Source organism: Pseudohalocynthiibacter sp. F2068 (assembly GCF_023015645.1).
Taxonomy (GTDB): domain Bacteria; phylum Pseudomonadota; class Alphaproteobacteria; order Rhodobacterales; family Rhodobacteraceae; genus Pseudohalocynthiibacter; species Pseudohalocynthiibacter aestuariivivens.
Map to the genome: position 1 here is coordinate 16,789 of NZ_JALKAK010000019.1, position 16,096 is coordinate 32,884.

Consider the following 16,096-nt stretch of genomic DNA (forward strand, 5'->3'; position numbering starts at 1 on the left):
TGCTCAGAACCTACGGAACAGCTGCACCACTTTGTTCAAAGGCACTCTTGATCAGACCGCTGCCGAAACGCGAGAGATTTTCCTGCCATGCGTCAGTTCACTGACGGACCGCACCAACGCAGCGGCATCAATACGGAAATGACGGTAAAGGTCCGCGATTGTCCCGGTTTGCCCAAAATGCTCAACCCCATGTGGGACGGTTTGATGTCCTTGAACTGCACCAAGCCATGACAACGTGGCTGGATGACCGTCGATTACTGTCACGAGAACACAGTTGCGTGGCAGGTCGCTTAGCAGTTTTTCGATATGTGACTGAGCCCCATCTGTGCCATTGGATCTTGCGCGTTGCGCCGCTGTCCAGCCTGCATTCAGGCGATCTGCGGATGTAACGGCCAGAACCCCAACATCACGTCGTCCTTCGGCGATCATCCCAGCAGCTTTGATTGCCTCCGGCGCAACCGCACCCTGATAGGCGATCACGACTTCACAGGACGGGCCCGGTTTGCGTAGCCAGTAGGCCCCATCAATTGCACCTTGGCGAAAATCATCATCCACTCGCTTACCCGGCTGTTCAATCGGATTGGTGGTCAGGCGCAAATAGACAGAACCACCCGTTTCATCCCGCAACCATGTACGTTCGTCCGGATCACCTTCACCGTCTTTTTGCAGATAGGCAAAGGCCCATTCCATGATGGTGGCCAGTTCGTCTACAAAGGCTGGCTCAAATGCCGCCAAGCCGTCCTGCGACATGCCGATAAGCGGTGACGCGATGGATTGGTGGGCGCCGCCTTCAGGCGCGAGCGTAACACCAGACGGAGTACCAACGATCATGAACCGCGCATCCTGGTAGCAGGCATAGTTCAGCGCATCGAGGCCGCGAGAAACGAAAGGATCGTAAACCGTCCCAATCGGGATCAGGCGTTTGCCAAACACCGAATGCGACAGGCCCGCAGCGGCCAGCAACAAGAACAAGTTCATCTCGGCAATGCCAAGTTCTATGTGCTGGCCGTCTGGTGTGAATTCCCATTTCGCGGTGGAGGGGATATTCTCGGCCTTGAAGGTATCGACCTGATGCGACCGTGCGAACAGCTTGCGGCGATTGACCCATGGCCCGAGGTTTGTGGTTCCCGTCACATCGGGTGAAGTTGTCACAATCCGTTCGGCCAACAGGCTGTCGCCTTTGGACAGGTCATCAAGGATTTTACCAAATGCCATCTGGGTCGAGATTTCGCGATCCGATGAGATTCCAATTGAAGGCACATCGATGATATCGTCTCGATACCGGCGGCGGCCTTTTGCAAAGAATGGTGTTTGGGCCAATCGATCTTCAAAGGCCTTCGGATTTGAAATGGTGGCGAATTTTTCCCATTCCTCCCCGTCTGCCACGCCCATGAACTTCTGCCACTCGGCCATCTGTGTCTTGTTCATAAGGCCGCCGTGGTTGTCTTTATGACCAGCGATAGGCGTGCCCCAGCCTTTGATCGTATAGGCGAGGAAGCACACAGGTCGATCATGGTCAATGGCCGCAAAAATATCTGCCATGGTCGACACGCAGTTACCGCCAAGGTTTTCCATCAATGCAGCCAGTTCTTCATCACTGCGCCGCTCAAAAAGCGCGGTTACGTCGCCCTGATCGCCCAATGCATCCAGCAACCTTTCCCGCCAAATAGCGCCGCCCATATAGGTCAGGGCCGAGTAAAGCTGGTTCGGGCACTCATCGATCCACTGGCGTAATTTCTCTCCGCCCGGTTCCTCAAAAGCTGCGCGTTGCAGGTGACCATATTTGACGCGCACGACATCCCAGCCGAAGGCATCAAATATCTGTTCAACTCGCTGGAACAACCCTTCACGCACAACCCCGTCCAAAGATTGGCGGTTGTAATCGATGATCCACCAACAGTTGCGCAGATCGTTTTTCCAACCTTCCTGCAGAGCCTCATAAATGTTGCCCTCATCCAGTTCAGCGTCACCAACCAACGCGATCATACGGCCAAGTTTCTGGTCCCTGCCCCATGATTTAGCCTGAATGTAGTCTTGGATAATGGATGCAAATGACGTGACGGCGACACCAAGGCCGACGGATCCGGTTGAGAAATCCACGTCATCAATGTCTTTGGTGCGACTTGGATAACTCTGCACACCGCCGTAGCCGCGGAAATTTTTCATTTTTTCGCGAGTCTGATTGCCCATCAAATATTGGATTGCGTGGAACACAGGTGATGCGTGTGGCTTTACCGCCACCCGATCCTCTGGCCGCAGTGCCGAGAAATAGAGTGCTGTCATAATTGACACCATCGAAGCAGAACTTGCCTGATGCCCACCGACCTTAATTCCGTCGACCTTGGGGCGAATATGGTTGGCGTTGTGGATCATCCAGTGAGACAACCACAAAAGCCGCTGTTCGATAGTCTTAAGGTGTTGCTGTTGGGTGGTTTTATCTTCGGCACTCATTGTCGGTCCTTTGGGTTTTCTCCACCGTGTCTCAACAACGTCTGGTGAAATTCGCGCAGAGACTAGTCGATTTACCTTGCAGCTTCCCGGCTTTATCGCGTTCTATTTCGGAAATTCAAACCATTATCCGCCACGAAAGTTAAATTTAATGTCCGATTCCGCTACAGTTGACGCATTTGATGTTCAAATACTCAGAGCACTCTGCGCTGACGGGCGCATTTCCGTGCAGGATCTGAGTGACCGCATTGGCCTGAGCACCACACCGACCTCGCGCCGCATCCGAAGGCTGGAAGAAAGTGGGATCATCACCGGATACTCCTCATTGATTGATGAAGACGCGCTTGGGTTTAGCGTATCCGTGTTTGTCTCAGTTCAGCTCGACAAACAGGTCGATGATGCGCTGGCAAGTTTTGAGGCCGCCGTGCAGAAGTTTCCTGAAGTGGTGGATTGTTGGCTGATGACCGGCAATCGCGACTACCTGATGCGCATTGCCACGACCGGCCTGAAAGAGTTCGAGCAATTCCTGGTCGGGCGGTTGACCAAAGTGCCGGGCGTGGCTTCCATCGAATCCTCTATTCCGCTGCGGCGTGTAAAATCAGGAGGCGCGCGTATTCCTTGACACCCGCTTTCGAGCAGCTCGGTCTCGCGTTTATTTGTCGCGGCGGTGTCAGATGAATTCGATCCAGTCTCAGTTTCGCCGCCAAATGGCGGAAACCATGCTGAACAAAGCGGATACTACTCTATCATAGCAACAGCGCGGTTCAGTTCAAAGTTCTCGCACGAATTAAGACGGCGCTCGTGTTAGAGATAAGCTGACCTGAATTCTTCAGAACAAAGGCGTCACGGGGCCGATTGCTTCGCGGCCGTAAGCATAGAATTCCGTGGAGATGCCAATTGGGCAAGATGATAAGAACCTGTCAGGCACGTGTCGCTGACCGGTGCAATCTTTCAGTCAAACAGCACACAGGCCGCACACGCCACTTCTGAACACAAAAACGGGTCAAATTGCCCCTACGTAATAAGCACGTCGGCGATGTTTTGGTGGTGGGCGAGAACAAGTCTTCTGGAACGAAGATATGCAGACCCGCATGGAAGAGATTGACCAATGATGATGTCTCTTTTCACGCTGGTGGCGGTTAATAGATATCAGCGATGGAGAAATGCGTGCCGCTTACAGACACCAAAGTAGGGTTTATCGGCCTTGGGCTCATGGGTAGCCCGATGGCTGCCAACCTTCTCGCAGCAAATGCCACCCTGACGATTTACAATCGAACGGCCTCAAAATGTGCTGGATTGGCCGAAAAGGGCGCCTCGGTTGCTGCCACACCGAAGGAAATTGCACAATGCACAGGCACGGGTTTCATAATTCTTTGTGTGAGCGATACACCGTCCCTCAAGGCGGCAATTTGCGACACAAACGGCGTGCTGCCAGGGCTGGTTCACGGCGCAACTGTAATCGACATGGGTTCTTCGTCCGTCACCGCAACCCGGCAATTGGCAAATATTGTTGAGGAAGCGGGCGGACGATACGTTGATGCGCCGGTGTCGGGCGGCGAGGCTGGAGCAAAGGCTGGCTCCTTGTCCATTATGGCGGGTGGTAAACCTACGGATATCGAACGCGTAAAATCGGTGTTTGACGTTTTGGGCGACTCGCTTACCCACATTGGCCCTGTCGGTACAGGCCAGGCCGCGAAGGTTGCCAACCAAGCTATCGTCGGGGCGACGGTCGGAATAATCGCAGAATCTCTTTCCCTTGCGAAGGCTGCAGGGGCCGACTTGGACCGGGTCCGCGAGGCTTTGATGGGCGGCTTTGCGGCAAGCCGCATCCTGGAACTACATGGGCAAAGAATGATTGATGGCGCCTTCACCCCTGGTGCCCGCGCGACAACCCAGAAAAAGGACATGCGCCAAGCCATTGAACTGGCCGAGGAGGTCGACCTTTCGTTACCACTTATGCGCCAAAGCCGTGATCTCTGGATCAAAATGGTCGATGAAGGTCTGGGCGATCTGGATCAATCCGGCTACTTCCAATTCGTGGAATCGGACCAGGAACCCAAAACTTGAACAGACAAATTATGCCCTTTTCAAATTTCTCAGATGAGCACTAAGGACAAAAAATGGCTCTAAACTTCGCGGCGAATCTTAGCTTTATGTTTACCGAGCTGCCTTTTCCAAAGCGGTTTATGTCCGCGGCAAAAGCGGGCTTTAGGGGCGTGGAGTTTCTGTTTCCTTATCAATACTCTCCGAGCGAAATCTCTGAGTTTGTACAGCGCGCTGGAGTAACCCTTGCCCTCCACAACCTCCCACCCGGAGACTGGCGCGCTGGCGACCGTGGCCTCGCTGCGATCGCCGGGCGGCAGGGCGAATTCAGAGAAACCGTCGAAACCGCATTGATCTATGCACAGGCGACCGGCCTGAAACAAATGCACGTCATGGCCGGATGCGTCGGCGAAGCCGAGCTCTCTGATGCTGGGGATGTTTATCTGGAGAACCTTAGTCATGCTGCGAGTCGCTTTGCTGACGCCGGGATTACTGCCTTAATTGAACCGATCAACACAAATGATATGCCCAGGTATTTCCTGAGCAATACCGATGCCGCCCGACGCGTTATTGAACAGGTTGGCGCCCGCAATCTGCGCCTTCAGTTTGATTGTTACCACGCGCAGATTACGAACGGCGATGCGCTTGGCGCGCTTAAAGAGAGCTTTACTGACATCGCTCACATTCAGATTGCAAGCGTCCCGGATCGGCGTGAACCGGATCACGGCGACTGCGACTACACAATCATTTTTTCTAACTTGGAAAGGCTTGGATACGACGGCTGGATCGGTTGTGAATACCACCCCCGGGGCGCTACTGAGGACGGTTTGAACTGGCGTCCTCAGTAGGGACATCGCCCGTTGTTTCCGTGGTGCGTGCTGATCTTCAACAAGAAGGAAATCGAATAAACCGAGCCCTTCGCTTTAAACTTGTACGATGCATAGCTCGACCAATCGCCACAGATTTGGGTTAACATGATTTATTTTGAATACGATCAAACATTGTTAAATCGAATGGCGAAAGAAAAACCGCTTGGGGTACTCGTGGCTATAATTTGCGTAATACTCAGTACGATCGCGATTTGGATATATTTCTCAAAACAAGAACTCCCAAATGATGCCCAAGTTTCCTTTCCTACGACTAGTCAGCCAGACCAATAATTTTGGTCGGCCCTACCTAAGTGACCCAGTTTGAATGCTGGTGCATGATTGGCCTGGATGGTTCCAAGTAATACTTGTTATCTCATCCCATATTCGCGATTCTTTGTGTATTCGGTTCTTGTTTTAAAAAAGGTGGATGTGCGAATGGGTAATGATGCAAGCCGGTTTGTCGGTGATATTCCCAAACATTATGACTCAGGGCTCGGCCCTAACATCTTCGAGTATTTTGCTGCGCAAGTTGCCAAACGAAGCGCGGCGTTTTCTCCGCAAATGGTGCTCGAGATAGCAGCTGGTACAGGATTTGTGAGCAGATTTTTACGCGACGCCTTGCCAGATGATGTTCCGCTGCTCGTGACTGATCTGAATGCACCCATGCTAGAAATTGCAGCGAAGAAATTTCATGCAGACGAAAAGGTTATGTTCAAGCCAGTCGATGCAATGTCGTTGCCATTCGAAGATGATCAGATAAATCAGATCGTTTGTCAGTTCGGAGTGATGTTCTTTCCGGACATTGTCGCATCGTACCGCGAAGTCGCGCGCGTGCTCAGGCCAGGGGGGCAATATATCTTTTCTGCCTGGTGCAAAAACGCTGACAATCCATTCTCTGAAGTGGCACACGAGGCTATCGCCGAGTTTTCCCCTGAAAACCCTCCCGGATTTTACAAGATTCCATTCTTTTACAATGATCCGGATGTTGTGCTGAGCGACCTTGCCGAGGCGGGGCTTACAAACGCTTCACACGAAGAAATGAATCACGAGAGAGAAGTCACCGACCTAGAAGCCTTCGCGCGCGGACTTGTTCTCGGAAATCCAGTGTTTGATGAAATCAAAGACAGGGGTGGCGTGGACCCCATTGATGTGGTGCAACGCGTTCTTACCCGTCTAAGAGAGCGGTTTGGAGCGGAACCCGCGAAAATGCCCTTGAGAATAGGTGTTTACACCGCGCATAAATGACTATCAGTCCGCGCATCAAAAGGCCGTCCGGCACTAGAGATCGTTCGCCAAACCTTAGAGGAGCCGTGTATTATCAAGGCACGCTCTGCCCCGGAAAACGAGATGGCAAATTGTAGAAATCGCTTTCTCTAAGCAATTTGCAAAGGCTGTCAAAACAGTGATCCAAATGTTGATTGCACCAACATCTCCAAGCATTCAAACAAGGTGTCTCGTTCATTTTAAAGCGAACGAACTGCCATGTCATTTTCAAATAGACGGCACCGGCCCGGAGTTCGTCCAGCATTTGCTGCAACCGCTTCAACTTCGTTTTTTCGCGTTTGGCGCTGTCTATCCTGCCAACATAATCATTGCGTTGGTACCAAGGGCGTCGATCGTAAAAGTCCCACAGCACTTCCACCTTGAGAGCCAGCGCTATGTAGTCGGGCATGGGGTTCGCGGATCGTTTCACAATCGTGGCCTTTTGGGGCGTTGAGTTTCAGTTCGGAGCTCGAAGCAATAACCGTTCAGGATGTCCTCGCGACCCCAACGACGTAGTTCTTGCCGTAAGCTTTCGCGCATTTAGGGCAGGTCGTGTAGAAGAAATATACTTCGTCACTTTCGAATCCGGCTTCTTTTGTTATCTGCTGCATTTCCTGATGCCAGTTTTGCGTTTTTATATGGGCCCTCAAAGACCTTCGTCACGAAGTTTCCAGTTATCGTCGTCGCTTCTTCTTCTGGCACAGGCGCAGATATCGCGAAGAGGTGTTCAGCCTTCCACGGGAAATATCCCGGCTAAGGACAATGTAGTTGTCTGTGTCATATGCACCTGCGGATTCAATATTCTTTTGAACCCGTTCAAACACTTTGCCCATATTGACCGCGATGTGCAAAACCGAGTTCGTCATCGCACGCACGAAGCTCTTGTCCTCGAAATGCAGCTCGGCCCCGTCTCAACCGTCCGGATTGAATAAGGGGCAACAGCCGGTTGTATTGACCGTGTCGTCGAAGCGGGGAAGTGCATTGGATTCCATTTTGACCTCGCTCATTCTGACAAAAGGACCTTATGCAGATTCCCCAGATTAAACCTTGAGCGTGATCAACGAACGCGACGAAACCCGGCTGATTAACTGCTAATTGAGATGTGGCGTGAAGAGGGTTCTCGGGAATGGCCCAAGGTCTGCGTCGATCCGTTGAAACCGCCGGACGAAGCGAACTTTTTTATCTCAATTTGGTTACTTTGGGGTTGCAGCTTCGATGATGGGTAAGTCGAAGTAGGGCAAACCGTCGTCCAGTATTTCAATTTCGATTTCTTGCCGGAAGCGCGTGGCCGACAACTGATCGCGCAAGCATCCCTCAGCGATTTGCTCGTCGATGTTCATGTCGAGATCGAAGTCTTCGCTTACCGCCCGCTCTCTTAGCAACGACAACACCCATAAAAGTGATGCAAAGCGGCTACACCTATCAGGCTTGACCACCGTGGAACCGCTCATAAAGGAACGTATCTTCCCAGCGGTTGTGCAACCAATACCATTGCTCTGGTTTCTCTATAATACGCGCGCTTATTCTGTCGTTTACTTCGCGCGTCATAGTCAGGGCATCCGACGGTGGAATTGGTTCTTCGAATTCAACGTGAATATTTTTCCCATTTTCATCTCGCGTTCCGAAAGCAGGAACCAAAGGCAGGTCATAGCGCAAGGCCATTACCGCAGCTGCAGTAGGTGTCAATGCGTCAATGCCCAGAAACGGGATCAGATGACCTTGCTGATACTTCTGGTCGACAAGCAGTGCAAAAAAACCCCCGTTGCGCAGATGCTTAACCATCCTCATGTTTCCTGCCGCACTTTTAGCGACGATTGGTTCACCACCCTTTTTAATTCCGGCAAGAAAATGCGGTTCGTACCATGGATTGCTGTTTTCACGATAAACAGCCCCCGTTTCCATTCCGGCGGATTTCAAAAAATGACGAACTGCTTCCCATTGACCAAAGTGGCCTGAAACGATGATCGCGCCTTTTCCGGATTCTTTCGCTTTTTGCAATACATCCAAACCCGGGCCAGTCGCATCAAACAGATCCAGACGTTTGCTGTAACTAGCGCTAAAAAGTATTTCGGAAAGCGTACGTCCAGTATTTTCCCCTATCTTTTTACAAAGAACCCGAACTTCGTTTTCGGGCATGTCCGGAAAAACGCGTTTCAAGCCATTCCAAACCCGTCGACGCGAACCAGGTATTATCGGAATCAGAAACCCGCAAACACCTGCGAAAAATGCACTGCGCAAACGAAACGACATCAACCTTCCCAGTTTAAGGCCGATCCAGATCGGGATGTACTGCAAAAACTTTGCAAAGGTTTTCTTATGAATCGGTTGCATCACCGTTCTCTAAGTGGATTGCCAAAAAACAACAATAGCTTGAATGCTTTTGCTTTTCCAAACAAACAAACTTCAAAGTCATGAGCAAAACAAAGGCTGGAGGCACCAGTGATTTTGCTTTAGCAGTTTCAGAGGATTAAAGGCGATTGGGGTTCAGCGAATGGCGGCATATAAAACCTTCATAGTGCATCTTCAACGCGCGACAGGGCGCAAGGCGCAGGTGCAGGATCTGGTTTCAAAAGCGCCTTATGACGCTCAGATAATAGATGCTGTGGATGGCGCAAAATTACCCCAAACAGTTCTTACAAATTATTATTCAGGTAAGACACTGTTCAAGCCGGCCTATCCTTTTAAACTTAACGTTGGCGAAATTGGCTGTTTTCTGAGCCACCGAAAGGTCTGGAACGCCATTGTTGAGCAAAATTTAGATGCAGGGCTTATCTTTGAAGATGACGTTCAGATCTTACCGGGCCAGTTTGGTCCGGCTGTCGCGATTGCGGAACGCAACATCGAAAAACTGGGCTACATTCAGTTTCAGGTACGCATCGTGCCAGACCAGAATCAAGTCTTGGCGGAAACTCTAAATGCTAAGATCGTCCAGCCCATTGTAACGCCGCTACGCACGTCTGCCCAGTTTGTAAGCCGCGCTGCGGCTGAAAGACTATTAAACCTGACACAAAAAATAGACCGGCCTATAGATGGTTTTTTGCAATTACATTGGGAAACAGGCGTTCATTTAAGCTGCGTTGTACCTTCAGGTGTATCCGATCGTACAGCAGAGACAGGCGGAAGCACGCTTTCAGCCAAGCAGCCGCTGATCAAAAAACTTGCGCGGGAACTAAAACGCAATCGTTACAAAACGCAGATACGAAAGTACTCTGCTCGCTCGACCGATGTTATAGGTTGAAATGCGTAACACTAACTCATTGGATTTCTGGCGCGTATTAGTTAGTGAGTAACTAAATTTGTAAGGAAAAGAATTAATGTCTGGAACTTGGCGTTCGCTGACGAGCGACGAACTGACCGGCGGTACAAATCACGAAACTGCGCCCTTTGGTACATTTGCACCGAACTATCTGCAACGAATCTTGATTGGCATTGGTAAGAAAACGATCTTAAAACGAGGCCTTTTTCGCGGTAAATACACTCAAATTATATTGGCGCTTTCCAAAGGACCTCTAGATATTTTTTTCCGGGATTGTGCGTACCGCATTTGGGGTGAAAACAATCTGATTGAATATGGGCTGTTACTAAACCCTGACTATAACAGAGCGGATTTGGATTTTCTGCTGACAGATGCCTCGCCTGACGCGAACTTTATCGATTTGGGCTCTAATATTGGCTTGTACTCGCAACCGATGGCAAAAACTGCTCCGATCGGCAAAACAATATCCATTGATGCCAATCCGTTAATGGCTAAAAGGTTGGCATTTAACGCAAACGCGACAGGCCTAAACAATTTGAAAATAGTTTCAGCGGCAGTTAGCGACGCGGATGGGCAGGGTTCGCTAATTATTCGCAAAGACGATGTGGCAATTGTTGCGGTGGAAGAAACCTCAGGAGGCGAAATTCCAATCCGCACCTTGGGTGCAATCTTAAATGAACAGAAAATAAAAACCATTTACGGTCTAAAAATTGATATAGAAGGCCACGAAGACAAGGCCCTCGCGCCATTCTTGATGAATGCACCGAAAGCACAATTGCCGAAAAAGATCGTGATCGAACATCCCGAACCAGATTCTGATTATCCAGAGTGTACTAAAGTGTTCGCCAAGTTGAGTTATGTTCTCGTGGGGCGAAGCAGAAATAACTCTTTTTATGAATTAATGCCATGACTCAAATTGATGATGCGCCTGCGATAGCTGTCGTGCCCTATGGTAAATGGCCGACATGTAATCTTGCGAACCTTTCTCTGGACGTCCTGGCCTGGCCCATCGGCAGACCGAAGAGGTTGCTGAGCGGTCGCGTCAGAAATTTACGCCGTGATGATCATCTTTTGACTTTTCCGAGAAAACCGGTGTTCTTGTTCCCCCGATTTGGTGTGAAAGCAAAAATTTCAGTTATGATTGTTGAGCCTGACGCCGTACACCAACGATACGTAAATTGGGCTAAATGGCTTCACTGGCGATTCTACAAAGTTCTGACAAAAAATGCGTCACTACTTAAAAAAATAGAAAACGGTGAATTTTACTATTTAGGTTCGACATTTATAAATGAAGAATCCCAGATTGACCTTACAAAATCAAAGATGGCATCACTAATCGCTTCTGCAAGGCGCGATCTGGAGGGTCATAAACTTCGGCATCAAACGGTAGACCACATCCGATCTGAAGGCCTTGATGTTGATATTATGGGGCGGGGCTACAGACCTTTTAAAGAAAAGGCAGATGGATTGGCGCCTTACCGCTACTCAGTGGTAATTGAAAATGTACGTGAACAGAGTTATTTCACAGAGAAACTTGTAGACGCTTGCCTGTGTAAAACAGTGCCAATTTACTGGGGTGCACCAAACATCAGCGATTATTTCGACGTGCGTGGTATGATAATATGCAACAACGCTGCTGAAATTAATACAGCTTTGAAAAACATGAGCGTTTCGGACTACGAAGCACGGTTAAAATGGATCGAAAAGAACGAACAAGCTGCTCGACATCACGCGAACAACATTGAACGGGCTGCCTTGCTAATCCGGAAAACAATCGACAAAAAACAGGAAAGACTATGAACGCAAAAAAGGCATTGATTACGGGTGTAACGGGTCAGGATGGTGCCTATCTTGCCGAATTCCTGCTTGAAAAGGGTTACGAAGTCCACGGCATCAAGCGGCGGACATCGTTATTCAACACTGACCGCATCGACCACCTGTTTGAAGGTCCTGAAGGTAAGGAAGGGCGCTTTGTTCTGCATCATGGCGACATGACAGACAGCACCAGCCTCACCCATATCCTGCAAAAGGTGAAACCAGACGAAGTCTACAACCTGGCTGCACAAAGCCACGTTGCGGTTTCGTTTGAAGAACCGGAATACACAGCAAACTCTGATGCGCTTGGTGCGCTTCGTATGCTGGAAGCTATCCGTATTCTGGAACTTGGTGAAAAGACGCGATATTATCAGGCCTCAACATCCGAGCTTTACGGCTTGGTTCAGGAAACCCCGCAAACTGAAAAAACGCCATTTTACCCCCGCAGCCCCTATGCGGTTGCCAAGCTTTACGCCTTTTGGATTACAGTCAACTATCGTGAGGCTTACGGGTTGTACGCCTGTAACGGCACCCTGTTTAACCACGAAAGCCCAAAACGTGGCGAAACCTTCGTAACCCGGAAAATCACAATGGCACTCGCCCGGATCAAACTGGGCATGCAAAAAACGCTGAAGCTTGGCAATTTAGATGCGAAACGCGACTGGGGTCATGCGCGCGACTATGTCGAAGTGATGTGGCTGATGCTCCAGCAAGAGGTGCCAGAAGACTTTGTCATCGCAACAGGCGTGCAATATTCAGTCCGCGATTTTGTTCTGGCGGCAGCCAAAGAACTGGACATGGAGATCACATTTGAGGGTGAAGGAACGGACGAAGTCGGGCGTGACGCCAACGGCAAGGTGATTGTCGCGATTGATCCGCGCTACTTCCGCCCTACCGAGGTTGAGACCCTGTTGGGCGATGCAACGAAGGCCAAGGAAAAACTGGGCTGGGTACCGCAAACGTCCTTTGACGAACTCGTTGCTGAAATGGTCGCCGAAGATTTCAAGGCCGAGAAACGCAAAGCCCAAGCCTGATGAAAATTCTCATTACAGGTGGCAGTGGAATGGTCGGGAAAAACCTGATCGAACACGCTGCAGCGAAGCAACACGAACTGGTCGTCCCGTCCCGCGAAGAGTTGGATCTGTTGTCTTATGAAAAAACGTCGGATTTGGTCAAAGCCCACACACCCGACCTGATTATTCATTGTGCGGGGCAAGTCGGCGGCATTCATGCCAACATCGCTGATCCAGCTGGGTTTCTTGTCAACAACCTTGATATGGGCCGCAATATTGTTCTTTCAGCGCAGGCAGCCGGCGTTTCAAAGCTGCTAAATCTTGGCAGTTCCTGTATGTACCCCCGCCTTGCAGAAAACCCGCTTCGCGAAGAACAGGTTTTGACCGGAGAGCTGGAGCCGACCAATGAAGGCTATGCCTTGGCAAAAATCACCGTCGCCAGGCTATGTAGCTATCTTTCAGCGACAAAACCAAATCTCCATTATAAAACACTGATGCCCTGCAACCTTTTTGGCAAGCACGATAAGTTCGACCCCAAGGTGTCGCATCTACTGCCCGCAATTGTGAAAAAGATGCATGACGCCAAAACACAAGGTTTGGACAGCGTCGAAATCTGGGGCGACGGAACGGTACGACGAGAGTTTATGTTCGCGTCCGATATGGCGGATGGCACATGGTACATGGTAGATCGATTCGAAAGACTACCCGACATGATGAACCTTGGCGTCGGCCATGATTATTCGATCAACGAGTATTATGAGGCGGCAGCAAAGGTGATTGGCTGGAAAGGTAAATTTACCCATGACCTCAGCAAACCCGTTGGTATGAAACAAAAATTGTTGTCCGTCAGCCGCCAGACAGAGTTGGGTTGGGCCCCGAAAACATCGCTTGAAGAAGGCATCCAGCAGACATACCAGTTTTTTCTGGATAGCCAGAGCTAAGGAGTTCATCCCAATGACAGATCCCGTATTTACACTTGCGACAAGTTCCTGGGATGAAAACGAAATTGAGGCGATAAACCGGGTCGTTGCCTCTGGCTTTTTTTCTATGGGGAAGGAAGTCGCAACATTTGAAAAACAGTTCGCGACATTTGCCGACACGCCCTATGCGGTGATGGTCAATTCCGGCTCTTCTGCCAATCTGTTGATGGTTGCCGCGTTGCGATACCATTCCAAAGCAAATCTTCAGCCCGGGGATGAAGTGATCGTGCCTGCTGTGTCGTGGAGCACGACCTATTCGCCACTTTATCAATACGGTTTGAAACTGAAGTTCGTGGATATTGACCTTGAAACTCTAAACTTCGACCTTGATGCACTGGAAAAGGCCATTGGCCCGAAAACCCGACTGATCATGGCGGTAAATCTGCTGGGTAACCCAAATGATTATAACAAGATCAATGCGATGATTGCGGGGCGCGACATCTATTTGATCGAAGACAATTGTGAATCTTTAGGGGCCACTCTGGGTGGCCAGCAAACGGGTACTTTTGGCATTGCCGGAAGTTACAGTTGCTTTTTCTCGCACCATATTTCCACCATGGAAGGGGGTATGGTCACAACAAATGACGAAGAACTATACCATATCATGCTATCTGTTCGCGCCCACGGTTGGACGCGTAATTTGCCTGAAACCAATCTGGTGACAGGGCAGAAAAGCACGGATGCGTTTGAAGAATCTTTCCGTTTCGTCCTTCCGGGTTACAACCTGCGACCTCTGGAAATGAGCGGTGCCATTGGGCAAGAACAACTTTTAAAATTGCCGATGATTGTGGAAAATCGGCGCAAGAATGCCGTTCTTTTCAAGGACCTCACCAAAGAATTCGGTGACGTGATTTCGCAAAAAGAAATTGGTGAAAGCAGTTGGTTCGGATTTTCGATGGTGGTAAATCCGGAATGCAACATTGACCGTTCCGTTCTACTAAACAGTTTGCAAAAATCAGGTGTCGAATGCAGGCCGATCGTTGCTGGCAACTTTGCAAAGAACAAAGTTGTTGAAAAGTACTTTGACTATGAGATTTCAGGAAACCTGAAAAACGCTGAATACATCGATGGCGCTGGATTATTCATTGGAAACCACCACTACCCGCTGGAAAAGGAAATGGAAGCTCTGCGTACCGCATTAAAGGGTGCTTTCTGCTAAAGACGTATCCAGCTTTCGGGTGCAATGTCCGGATTCTGCATCTTTTGTTTTCCGAACCAGTCTTTCGGCGCAACCACAATTTTATCAGGGTTCCGGTTTAACCAGCTGCCCCACCAGGAAAACGTTGAATTCGCAACAATGTTGTGTTTACAACAACTTATGAGACGCATGTCTTCGTAATGTTTTGCGCTCTCGTTATGATCTGAAAAATGCGTTTTGACTCCAAACCTCATATTTTGCTTCGCCCAAACCGGATCATCCGAAAACACAAAAACTTCAGGTTCCGAAGCGGTTTTCTCTGCTATGATTTCAAGTGCGCGATCATAGTAATTCTTGTCACACACCGCATACGTGCTTCCTGCGGCTGCGTAGTCGCCTCTGCGAACGTGCAACGAAACTGAATTGCAGGCGTCAATTTGCTGTAGCCATCGTTCGTTTTCTTTGGTGGGTGCCGTTTTTATCGCCAGTTCGCGATGCAGGACCTCTGCGTAGTCAGTAAAATATTTCTCAGACTGAAAATACCCATGCAGGTATGTGTTAGCGGACAGTTGGTTGATGTTTTCGTTAAACCCTAAATGCTTCTCGCGAATAAATTCCGGGTTCTTGCTTAGATAGCGCCAAAAATAGTAACGCAAAGTGTCAGAGCGCGCAGGTGGCAGGTTGCTGTCATCACCGATCGTTGCATTGACGTTAAAATGTGACAAAGCATATTTCCAGTGCCCGCCTTTTTCATCCGTCTCGCGCGTATCAAGTAAAAGCCCACATTTGTTACGCTCTGCAACGGCCCTGCCCACCGCATATTGAAACAACTGGTTGCCAAGGCCACCAAACAAACGCGCGATGACGACATCCATCTTTCTCTCCAAAACACCATAAATACCTAAGTATTCTTATGCACTCGCGTTAACATGTGTGGGCAAGCTCTCAAAGCATTTAACGACTTTGCATAACTAAGTACTTAAAATAACTCGGGTTCAGCATTCCGCTGATAGATATGAAAGTAAAAGGCAGCAATCGCTCCAAAAGATGTAGAAAAATGTCAATACTACGGCAAGTTTGAACTTTCTCCTAAAACCTACCACAATCAGTCTTTAGTCTTGGGTCGTCAGCTTGCTTTTTGGGACAAGATAAACGAAGGAAAAGCTGAATACTCGCGATACGGTCACAAATTGTAAAAAAAACCGATACTGAAAGCGTAAGAGTTATGAGAATTTCCCTAAAACATTGGCTTAGACGAAAACGCTCGCCGT

Annotated in this window: 17 protein-coding genes; 10 read left to right on the top strand and 7 right to left on the bottom strand. The window is 49.5% G+C overall.

Translation table 11 applies throughout. The annotated features are described in order from the left end of the window. Positions 1-51: 51 nt before the first annotated feature. The gene (locus tag MWU63_RS17610) at positions 52-2,451 is read right to left on the bottom strand and encodes a 1-deoxy-D-xylulose-5-phosphate synthase N-terminal domain-containing protein (protein WP_213890856.1); all 2,400 of its coding nucleotides are present in this window, start codon (positions 2,449-2,451) and stop codon (positions 52-54) included. Between the two features lie 148 nt (positions 2,452-2,599). Here MWU63_RS17610 and MWU63_RS17615 point away from each other — a divergent pair, with 148 nt between their 5' ends. The 4 genes from MWU63_RS17615 to MWU63_RS17630 all read left to right on the top strand — a co-directional run bounded on the left by MWU63_RS17615 (position 2,600) and on the right by MWU63_RS17630 (position 6,605). Further along, a complete protein-coding gene (locus MWU63_RS17615) occupies positions 2,600-3,070 on the top strand; it encodes an Lrp/AsnC family transcriptional regulator (protein ID WP_213890857.1) in 471 nt (156 codons plus the stop codon). A gap of 545 nt (positions 3,071-3,615) precedes the next feature. Further along, positions 3,616-4,515 (top strand): NAD(P)-dependent oxidoreductase, encoded by a 900-nt coding sequence (locus tag MWU63_RS17620; RefSeq protein ID WP_213890858.1) that lies wholly within the window; start codon positions 3,616-3,618, stop codon positions 4,513-4,515. 53 nt (positions 4,516-4,568) lie between these two features. After that, on the top strand, positions 4,569-5,339 hold the full coding sequence (gene otnI, locus MWU63_RS17625; protein WP_213890859.1) for a 2-oxo-tetronate isomerase: 771 nt from the start codon (positions 4,569-4,571) through the stop codon (positions 5,337-5,339). A 456-nt stretch (positions 5,340-5,795) separates the two neighbouring features. Next, complete coding sequence (locus MWU63_RS17630) at positions 5,796-6,605, top strand: methyltransferase domain-containing protein (RefSeq protein WP_247079033.1); 810 nt, start codon at positions 5,796-5,798, stop codon at positions 6,603-6,605. Positions 6,606-6,678: 73 nt separating this feature from the next. Here MWU63_RS17630 and MWU63_RS17635 read toward each other — a convergent pair whose 3' ends face one another. From MWU63_RS17635 to MWU63_RS17650, 5 genes are all read right to left on the bottom strand, one after another. Beyond that, the gene (locus MWU63_RS17635) at positions 6,679-7,032 is read right to left on the bottom strand and encodes a YdeI/OmpD-associated family protein (RefSeq protein ID WP_213890861.1); all 354 of its coding nucleotides are present in this window, start codon (positions 7,030-7,032) and stop codon (positions 6,679-6,681) included. A 164-nt stretch (positions 7,033-7,196) separates the two neighbouring features. Then, the gene (locus MWU63_RS20500; RefSeq protein ID WP_348646251.1) at positions 7,197-7,325 is read right to left on the bottom strand and encodes a hydrolase; all 129 of its coding nucleotides are present in this window, start codon (positions 7,323-7,325) and stop codon (positions 7,197-7,199) included. Further along, positions 7,298-7,498 (bottom strand): hydrolase, encoded by a 201-nt coding sequence (locus MWU63_RS17640; RefSeq protein WP_247079036.1) that lies wholly within the window; start codon positions 7,496-7,498, stop codon positions 7,298-7,300. The genes MWU63_RS20500 and MWU63_RS17640 overlap by 28 nt, the downstream gene beginning before the upstream one ends. 318 nt (positions 7,499-7,816) lie before the next feature. Further along, positions 7,817-8,074 (bottom strand): hypothetical protein, encoded by a 258-nt coding sequence (locus MWU63_RS17645; RefSeq protein ID WP_247079039.1) that lies wholly within the window; start codon positions 8,072-8,074, stop codon positions 7,817-7,819. Then, positions 8,046-8,954, bottom strand: a complete 909-nt coding sequence (locus tag MWU63_RS17650; RefSeq protein ID WP_213890863.1) for a lysophospholipid acyltransferase family protein — start codon at positions 8,952-8,954, stop codon at positions 8,046-8,048. Before MWU63_RS17650 ends, MWU63_RS17645 begins: the two co-directional genes overlap by 29 nt. 160 nt (positions 8,955-9,114) lie before the next feature. On the opposite strand from MWU63_RS17650, the gene MWU63_RS17655 reads away from it, so the two are divergent. The 6 genes from MWU63_RS17655 (at position 9,115) to MWU63_RS17680 (ending at position 14,846) form a co-directional block, all read left to right on the top strand. Next, positions 9,115-9,861 (top strand): glycosyltransferase family 25 protein, encoded by a 747-nt coding sequence (locus MWU63_RS17655; RefSeq protein ID WP_213890864.1) that lies wholly within the window; start codon positions 9,115-9,117, stop codon positions 9,859-9,861. Positions 9,862-9,937: 76 nt separating this feature from the next. Then, positions 9,938-10,789, top strand: coding sequence for an FkbM family methyltransferase (locus MWU63_RS17660; protein WP_213890865.1), 852 nt, complete (start codon positions 9,938-9,940; stop codon positions 10,787-10,789). Next, positions 10,786-11,679, top strand: a complete 894-nt coding sequence (locus MWU63_RS17665) for a glycosyltransferase family 10 (protein WP_247079050.1) — start codon at positions 10,786-10,788, stop codon at positions 11,677-11,679. Before MWU63_RS17660 ends, MWU63_RS17665 begins: the two co-directional genes overlap by 4 nt. Beyond that, complete coding sequence (gene gmd, locus MWU63_RS17670) at positions 11,676-12,728, top strand: GDP-mannose 4,6-dehydratase (RefSeq protein WP_213890867.1); 1,053 nt, start codon at positions 11,676-11,678, stop codon at positions 12,726-12,728. The genes MWU63_RS17665 and gmd overlap by 4 nt, the downstream gene beginning before the upstream one ends. Next, positions 12,728-13,648 carry a GDP-L-fucose synthase gene (locus MWU63_RS17675; RefSeq protein ID WP_213890868.1) on the top strand — a complete coding sequence of 307 codons (921 nt, stop codon included), beginning with the start codon at positions 12,728-12,730 and terminating at the stop codon, positions 13,646-13,648. Before gmd ends, MWU63_RS17675 begins: the two co-directional genes overlap by 1 nt. A gap of 13 nt (positions 13,649-13,661) precedes the next feature. Continuing rightward, the gene (locus MWU63_RS17680) at positions 13,662-14,846 is read left to right on the top strand and encodes a DegT/DnrJ/EryC1/StrS family aminotransferase (RefSeq protein WP_247079060.1); all 1,185 of its coding nucleotides are present in this window, start codon (positions 13,662-13,664) and stop codon (positions 14,844-14,846) included. Here MWU63_RS17680 and MWU63_RS17685 read toward each other — a convergent pair. After that, positions 14,843-15,700, bottom strand: a complete 858-nt coding sequence (locus tag MWU63_RS17685) for an alpha-1,2-fucosyltransferase (protein ID WP_213890870.1) — start codon at positions 15,698-15,700, stop codon at positions 14,843-14,845. The two genes, MWU63_RS17680 and MWU63_RS17685, sit on opposite strands and share 4 nt — an antisense overlap. Between the last annotated feature and the right edge of the window lie 396 nt (positions 15,701-16,096).

Bases quoted from the DNA above. Each gene is read 5' to 3' on its own strand.
- MWU63_RS17610 (WP_213890856.1), bottom strand. From the start codon at position 2,451: ATGAGTGCCGAAGATAAAACCACCCAACAGCAACACCTTAAGACTATC.
- MWU63_RS17615 (WP_213890857.1), top strand. From the start codon at position 2,600: ATGTCCGATTCCGCTACAGTTGACGCATTTGATGTTCAAATACTCAGA.
- otnI (WP_213890859.1), top strand. From the start codon at position 4,569: ATGGCTCTAAACTTCGCGGCGAATCTTAGCTTTATGTTTACCGAGCTG.
- MWU63_RS17630 (WP_247079033.1), top strand. From the start codon at position 5,796: ATGGGTAATGATGCAAGCCGGTTTGTCGGTGATATTCCCAAACATTAT.
- MWU63_RS17635 (WP_213890861.1), bottom strand. From the start codon at position 7,032: ATGCCCGACTACATAGCGCTGGCTCTCAAGGTGGAAGTGCTGTGGGAC.
- MWU63_RS17645 (WP_247079039.1), bottom strand. From the start codon at position 8,074: ATGAGCGGTTCCACGGTGGTCAAGCCTGATAGGTGTAGCCGCTTTGCA.
- MWU63_RS17650 (WP_213890863.1), bottom strand. From the start codon at position 8,954: ATGCAACCGATTCATAAGAAAACCTTTGCAAAGTTTTTGCAGTACATC.
- MWU63_RS17655 (WP_213890864.1), top strand. From the start codon at position 9,115: ATGGCGGCATATAAAACCTTCATAGTGCATCTTCAACGCGCGACAGGG.
- MWU63_RS17660 (WP_213890865.1), top strand. From the start codon at position 9,938: ATGTCTGGAACTTGGCGTTCGCTGACGAGCGACGAACTGACCGGCGGT.
- MWU63_RS17665 (WP_247079050.1), top strand. From the start codon at position 10,786: ATGACTCAAATTGATGATGCGCCTGCGATAGCTGTCGTGCCCTATGGT.
- gmd (WP_213890867.1), top strand. From the start codon at position 11,676: ATGAACGCAAAAAAGGCATTGATTACGGGTGTAACGGGTCAGGATGGT.
- MWU63_RS17675 (WP_213890868.1), top strand. From the start codon at position 12,728: ATGAAAATTCTCATTACAGGTGGCAGTGGAATGGTCGGGAAAAACCTG.
- MWU63_RS17680 (WP_247079060.1), top strand. From the start codon at position 13,662: ATGACAGATCCCGTATTTACACTTGCGACAAGTTCCTGGGATGAAAAC.
- MWU63_RS17685 (WP_213890870.1), bottom strand. From the start codon at position 15,700: ATGGATGTCGTCATCGCGCGTTTGTTTGGTGGCCTTGGCAACCAGTTG.